The organism is Clostridium sp., from assembly GCF_016650035.1.
In the GTDB taxonomy this organism is placed as follows: domain Bacteria; phylum Bacillota; class Clostridia; order Clostridiales; family Clostridiaceae; genus Clostridium_AD.
In genome coordinates this window covers 24,736-31,707 of the sequence record NZ_JAENWM010000045.1, presented here as the reverse complement: position 1 = coordinate 31,707, position 6,972 = coordinate 24,736, and the positions used below count along the sequence as shown (strand labels likewise).

At 33.6% G+C, this 6,972-nt stretch carries 4 protein-coding genes; 2 read left to right on the top strand and 2 right to left on the bottom strand.

Annotated features, from left to right (window positions below; genetic code table 11):
• Window positions 1–1,079: 1,079 nt before the first annotated feature.
• Both JJD95_RS11730 and JJD95_RS11725 read right to left on the bottom strand, forming a co-directional pair.
• Window positions 1,080–1,700, bottom strand: coding sequence for a tyrosine-type recombinase/integrase (locus JJD95_RS11730; protein WP_291643211.1), 621 nt, complete (start codon window positions 1,698–1,700; stop codon window positions 1,080–1,082).
• A 355-nt stretch (window positions 1,701–2,055) separates the two neighbouring features.
• A complete protein-coding gene (locus JJD95_RS11725) occupies window positions 2,056–2,685 on the bottom strand; it encodes a PadR family transcriptional regulator (RefSeq protein WP_291643210.1) in 630 nt (209 codons plus the stop codon).
• A gap of 1,539 nt (window positions 2,686–4,224) precedes the next feature.
• Between JJD95_RS11725 and JJD95_RS11720 the strand changes: the two genes are divergently transcribed.
• A complete protein-coding gene (locus JJD95_RS11720; RefSeq protein ID WP_291643209.1) occupies window positions 4,225–5,736 on the top strand; it encodes a class I SAM-dependent DNA methyltransferase in 1,512 nt (503 codons plus the stop codon).
• On the top strand, window positions 5,726–6,955 hold the full coding sequence (locus tag JJD95_RS11715) for a restriction endonuclease subunit S (RefSeq protein WP_291643208.1): 1,230 nt from the start codon (window positions 5,726–5,728) through the stop codon (window positions 6,953–6,955). The genes JJD95_RS11720 and JJD95_RS11715 overlap by 11 nt, the downstream gene beginning before the upstream one ends.
• Window positions 6,956–6,972 lie beyond the last annotated feature (17 nt).

Here is a 6,972-nt window from a genome sequence, read left to right as displayed (position 1 = left end):
GCAATTATATGTCACCTGATGAGTTTGAAATAGCCTATAAAAAAGCAAATAAACTTAATGTATCAATCGCAAGTTAAATTTAAGGGGATTACTAATAACTTTCTCATTTTAATTTGTACTTTTTATTGACATAGGACCAATAGTATTATGCCACAGCATAAGATGATTGCTAATATCTCACTATATATAGTATATCAACAATATGCCCTAATATCAATGATTTAAAGGTGTTGAAGAGTAATATATAGCACTAGTAGACTTGTATTCAACTCACATTGTTGGTTACAAGCCTTCACTTTAGTCGGTATATAAATGTACTCCCACACCTTATATTTCAAGTGGACCTATTGAATTAATTATGCAACATTTTGTATCACAGTGGTTTCTACCCCTCACCAAACACCACTTCATGGTACTACTAAGGCAAAGACTACTAAAACAATGATATTAGAACCACATAGGCATAGATATAACTATATAAACATTTGTACTACTACAAATATAGTACTACAAATGTTTATATGGTTTTACTATGAATGTATATATGGTTGTACTACAACTACAAATGATTGTGCTACTACAAATGTAGTACTACATACATTCTATTTCTAATCAAAAAAAGAACATACTTTAACCAGAAGTATGTTCTAGGGTAATAGTCTGCGTTATCAAACCATAATAACTTTATCGAAACCTCAACAGTTCCTTAGTTGTATTGTACCACACTTCTTACAAAATTAAATAGGCATGGTTGTAGCCTCTATCTAGCCTAGACCGCTATATGAGGATTCAGTTGTTGATTTCATATTTGATTCTCGCCATTTGAAGGTAGGGACGTTTCAGCGCCCCCTTTACAATGCCTTGAAACAGCGTCTTTGAGAACGTAATAGGAGCACTTTTGCAACATCATTAGCTACAGCATAGTCCGTACCATCTACATTCAACCACCTTGTATTTCCGAACTCAGTACTACTCCTATAGATCAGTTAGTGACTTTGTTGTAAGTTTAAATTATCTGTATAAAGCTTTTAATACTAGTAGATAGCCTCTGTCTAAACTAAACTGCTTGATGAGGCTTATTAAAGGGTTATACTATTGTATACATCAGTTATAACCGCCTTAGTTATGCCAATATATCTAAGTGTTATAGCTTGGTTACTGTGGTTTAACATCTTTTGTATTGTTGGTAGAATTAAAGGGTTATCCTTGGCATTATTCATATAGATGTGGTATGCCCAGGTCTTACGAAGGCTATGAGTACCATAGTTACCTTTAACGTTTAGAGCTCTAAGTGTCCCCTTTATTATCTTATGGGTTGCCTCCACAGTTAAGTGCCCTCCACCCTTTTGACTTCTAAACAAGTAGTCCTCTTGAGTATATTCTTTAATGCTTGAAAGGTAGTACTTGATTGCATCCTTGGCACCTTTATTAAGAGTAAGTTCCCTACCCTTGCCTGTCTTCTGTTCCTTGATAAGGACCGAATCAACCACATCTCTATCTATTAGTACATTCTTTACTTTGAGTTCTAAAAGGTCACCAGCTCTAAGGCCGACATTGATACCAACAACAAATAACATGTAGTTTCTCTTATTTTCTTTGCCTTTAAGATATTGCTCAATCTTCTCAATGTCCTTTAGTTTCTTTATTGGCTCGACCTCCATTGGCTTTGGAATACCTCTTGTATTCAAATTGTTATTCATTTGGATCCCCTCCATAATAAGTTAAGTTTAGTGCAATTACAACTGTTAGTTGGCATTATGTTTATGAGTTCTATGATTTACTTAACTTGAATTGCCTTGAGTGCTAGATAAATCAATACCTTAGTAGATTTAAGCAAATGCCAACTTATATCCTTTGTTGGCATTATGCTACCACTATTCTGTTGTAGTGTGCAAGAATACATAGTATCTATATGTGGCTTATTATATGATTATAGATACATCTACTCTATCCTTGTACTCCATGATAACACTCCACTTTATCACGTTAGGGCTTAGCTAAGCTATACGTTTCACTATTAACCCTGGTAGTGACTAATGTAACTTAAAGACTAGGCTATTTAAACTGTTTGCATGGTGTTATAACTCTCACCTCAATACATTGATCCTCAACCTTTGTCACAAGATCCTTAACTTCATCATATATCTTAGTTAACACCTCAAGTATTTCCAGGTTAGAGTTAGTCTCCGGTTTCTCTTCAATACGTTGAATGGTAGTTGCAACAACCTTCTCTTGCTTCTCATTGTATATTTGACTTAGTATGTTAGAAAAGAACTTAGAGGACTCAATAAGCATAGTTCTAAATTCACCTCGTTTGAATATCAATTCTTGCCTTCCTATATCAGTAATGTCATAGAACTTCATAGAATTAGTAGTCTTAACATTATTAATGTATCCTGATTTCACCATATCATCTAAGAGAGGATAGTAAGTACCATGTGAAGGCTTCCAAATATTAGTGCTACCAGCCCTCTCGATCTCTGTTAGCATCTCTTTGCCATATAGAGGTTCATCACTCTTGTCTAATAAAAACAGAGTATATATCAATAAGAGATTTGAACTAGACATCTTAGTAGGGAATAACTTGTTATACTTAGCCGTGTAGTCATGGTCAGTGTCTATTTTTACAATCTTATACCTCCCTTTTAAACTTAACCGCTTTCGTGTTATTTTTTTATTGTTCATTATATAATGACCTCCTTCTATAATCAAGCAGTTTAAGGTCCTACTTAGGACCACTAGAAATAGACTATTCCCTTAAGGAACAGCCTACAGTTATAACAGTATTGATACTAACGACTTATGCTTCAAAAAAGATATCCCCCTTGTCCTGCTAAGGGCTCTTTCCCTAATAAGTCTAGGGTTAATAGTATTGGTTATTAATATATGTCTTATGTGTTGTAGCAACTCAGTAAATGTCCAATTATTAAATCTATCTGCTGAAGGTGTTTCCGTTTTGGACACCCCTTTATATCTATTATATCTAGGTGGTGGTGTTTCACCTCTCCCTTACAATGCGTTGAAACTGTACCGGTTGGATTATTGTATGCTATGTGTCTACTACATAATTTTCTAGTCTAAGTTAAGCCATCCCATATTGCCAAGATCATGGTTATCTTGAACGTATAAGCGTTAATACCCTATCATGTTTATTAACCTAGAGGATATTAGTTATAGACACATTCTTTATTTAGGCCTGTTGGCTAGGAAGGTAAAGAAAAATCCCATTTGCCCTGTTAAGGGCTCTTTCCCTAGCAAGACGACAATAACTTAGACATCCGAGGGAGAAACACCATAGAAGTAGCAGTATCAGTAAATATACCAAAGGCATAACTAGTACTATTGTTCCTATTAGCTGTCCTCTTGTATATTCACACAATGCTTTAAAGTGTACGCACATTAATAGTGATAAATGGGGTATTAACCTAAGTGTAGTTGGCTTAGGAAGTAATAAAGGGAAAGTGACACGGCACAAGGAGAATAGCCACGATGTGAGTGGTTGCAAGATGTACCGAAGGCTTATGGTAGAGCTGCTGTTTCCTATAGATATACCTCCATATTAGAGCACAACAGTTCTCATCCATTATATTAATTGATAATACAGTACCTATTGCATGATCTAAGCCACTCAAAAAAGAACAGGAGTAATCTATCTCCAACCTCTCTAACTTTCCTTTCATAAGGGGGGTGGGGCATGAAACTAAAGAATAGTATTTAATATGTATAACCTAGTGCCGAGAGAAATTATATGCCATTTTTCTATGTGCATAGAAATTTTTTGAACGTAAAGTGTTCTGTAGGTAGTTTTAACAACCTATGTTGAATGTGCTATATGTTTTGCTACAGAGTAATTATTGCTAAGGTATACAACCCAGCGCCTAGAATCTATATATTAACCGTCTACTTCTTGCTTTCGCAATGACAAAAGACACATTATCCTAGGATTGAAACCAATATTAGATGACTTGTTAAAATGCTTTATAGGGATAGTTCTATTGGACTGCACCTTGCATTACCTTAAGGCATAAATTAATCCTCGCGTTATTTATATACTATCAAGTTAAGAGTGCACATGGGTGAAAATATAATTTGATGAAATGACATAAGAACTTTGTATTTTGGAACATTTAACCTTATAAAAGTTTTAAAATATATCATAGTATTTGCCAAATAAATGATATAATTGAATATACATAAGATGAAACACATGGAGGTCACAATATAATGGCAGAAAATACAACAACAATAGGATTTGAAGATAAATTATGGCTAGCAGCAGATAAGCTAAGAGGAAGTATGGATGCATCTGAATATAAGCATGTAGTACTAGGTTTAATATTCTTAAAATATGTATCAGATTCTTTTTCAGAAAAATATGATGAACTTGTAAAAGAAGAGGAAGGATTTGAAGAAGATAAGGATGAGTACTCAGCAGAGAGAATATTTTGGGTACCGTTACAAGCCAGATGGAGTGAAATAGCAGCACATGCTACCTCTGTAGATATTGGTAAAAAGATAGATACAGCGATGGAACTTATAGAAAAGGATAACCAATCACTTAAAGGTGTATTAACAAAGAACTATTCAAGACCAGAACTTGACAAAACTAAATTAGGTGAACTAGTAACATTGTTTACTAATCTTGATATAGGCAGTGATAGGGCAAAAGAAATGGATATGCTTGGACGTGTATATGAGTATTTTCTAAGTAAGTTTGCTAGTGCTGAAGGTAAATTAGGCGGAGAGTTCTATACACCATCCTGCATTGTACGCACACTAGTAGAGATCATAGAGCCATATTCCGGTCGTGTATATGATCCATGCTGTGGTTCTGGTGGTATGTTCTGTCAATCTGCAAAGTTTGTACGAGAACATCAAGGTAATATTAATAATATATCTGTGTATGGAGAAGAGAGCAACCCTACAACCTGGAAACTAGCTAAAATGAATCTAGCTCTTAGGCAAATAGAAGCAGATCTCGGAACTCATAATGCTGATACATTCCATGAAGACTTACATAAAACATTAAAAGCAAATTATATACTAGCTAATCCTCCGTTTAATGTATCTGATTGGGGTGGAGAAAGGATACAAGAGGATATTAGATGGAAGTATGGTGTGCCATCAACAGGTAATGCAAACTATGCTTGGTTACAACATATGGTTCATCATCTTGCACCTAATGGTGTAATGGGCTCAGTTCTTGCAAATGGTTCATTAAGTTCCAATACATCTAGTGAAAGCGCAATAAGAGCAGCTATGGTAAAAGATGATATAGTAGATTGTATCGTAGCAATGCCAGGACAATTATTCTATTCTGTGGGTATACCAGTATCATTATGGATATTACGTAAAGGTAAGGGCAAAAACACTACGGGAAAAGTTTTATTTATTGATGCAAGAAATTTAGGATATATGATAAATAGGAGAGTAAAAGAGCTACATACGGATGAAATTAAGTTGATAGCGGATACATATCATAATTGGAAGAATGGTATTGAATATGAAGATATACAAGGGTTTTGTAAATCATCAAGCATAGAAGAAATAGTTGAAAATGAATATATGCTAACTCCAGGGAGATATGTTGGAATTGAAGAAATGGAATATGATGGGATTCCTTATGAAGAGAATATGGAGAACTTAACAAGTGAATTAAGGGAGTTATTTACTAAATCAAGACACCTAGAAGAGGAAATAAGAAAGAATCTAGGAGGGATAGGTTATGAGCTATAGAAGGGTTAGTCTGGAAGACATATCTATAAGAATGTTTAGTGGAGGAACTCCAAGTAGAAAGGAAGAAGAATATTGGGAAAATGGAAATATTCCATGGCTAAAGACAAATCAGATTGGTCAATATAAAATTTATGAAACAGATGAGCATATAACGCAAGATGGTCTAGATAAGTCTTCTGCTAAAATAGTAAAAAAAAACTCACTAACTGTAGCAATGTATGGAGATGGTATTACAAGAGGAAAGGTCTCTATTGTAGGAGAAAATCTTACAACAAATCAAGCGTGTTGCAATATTGAACTAGATGAATCAAAAGCTATTTATAATTTTGTTTATTATGCATTAAAAGATAAGTATACTGAATTACGACACATTTCAAACGGTGGAGCACAGCAAAATTTAAGTGTAGGATTATTAAAAAAGTTTGAAATATCGTTACCAGTTTTAGAAGTACAAAAACAATTTTCATCAATTTTATGTTGTTTGGATGAAAAAATTGAAACTAACAATCAAATCAATATAAAATTACAGAAAATGGCTCAGACTATTTTTAAACAATGGTTTGTAGATTTTGATTTCCCAAATGAAGAAGGATTACCTTATAAATCTTCTAGTGGAGAAATGGTTGATAGTGAATTAGGAATGGTTCCAAAAGCGTGGAAAATTAGAAGACTTAATGAAATAATAGATAATGTTAAAGTTAATACCAAACCTGGAGAACATCTTAAAGATAGAAAATATATTCCAATAGATACTATGCCTATGAAATCAGTTACTATAAAAGAATTTAGATCATATGAAGATGCAAAAAGTAGTTTGATATTATTTGAAAAATTTGACATACTGATTGGTGCCATGAGAGTATATTTTCATAGGGTCAATTTATCACCATTTAAAGGGGTAACAAGAACAACTTCATTTGTTTTAAGGTCAAAGAAAAAAAGAGATATTGCTTATAACCTGTTTTTATTAGATTTAGATGAAACAATAAATTATGCAGATAGAACATCTAAGGGAACTACAATGCCATATGCAATTTGGGAGAATGGACTTGGTAATATGAAGATAATTCATCCTACAAAAGAGATAAGGAATATGTTCAACAATACGGTACTTACTATGTTGGAAAAAATGGTAGTAAATGCTGATGAAAATAGGCACTTACAAGATATAAGAGACACCCTCCTTCCAAAACTAATGAATGGAGAAATAAACCTATAAATAAATTATTAAAGTGA

What these genes read in the sequence shown, in the direction of transcription:
- JJD95_RS11730 (WP_291643211.1), bottom strand. Translation starts at nt 1,700, where the DNA reads ATGAATAACAATTTGAATACAAGAGGTATTCCAAAGCCAATGGAGGTC.
- JJD95_RS11725 (WP_291643210.1), bottom strand. Translation starts at nt 2,685, where the DNA reads ATGAACAATAAAAAAATAACACGAAAGCGGTTAAGTTTAAAAGGGAGG.
- JJD95_RS11720 (WP_291643209.1), top strand. Translation starts at nt 4,225, where the DNA reads ATGGCAGAAAATACAACAACAATAGGATTTGAAGATAAATTATGGCTA.
- JJD95_RS11715 (WP_291643208.1), top strand. Translation starts at nt 5,726, where the DNA reads ATGAGCTATAGAAGGGTTAGTCTGGAAGACATATCTATAAGAATGTTT.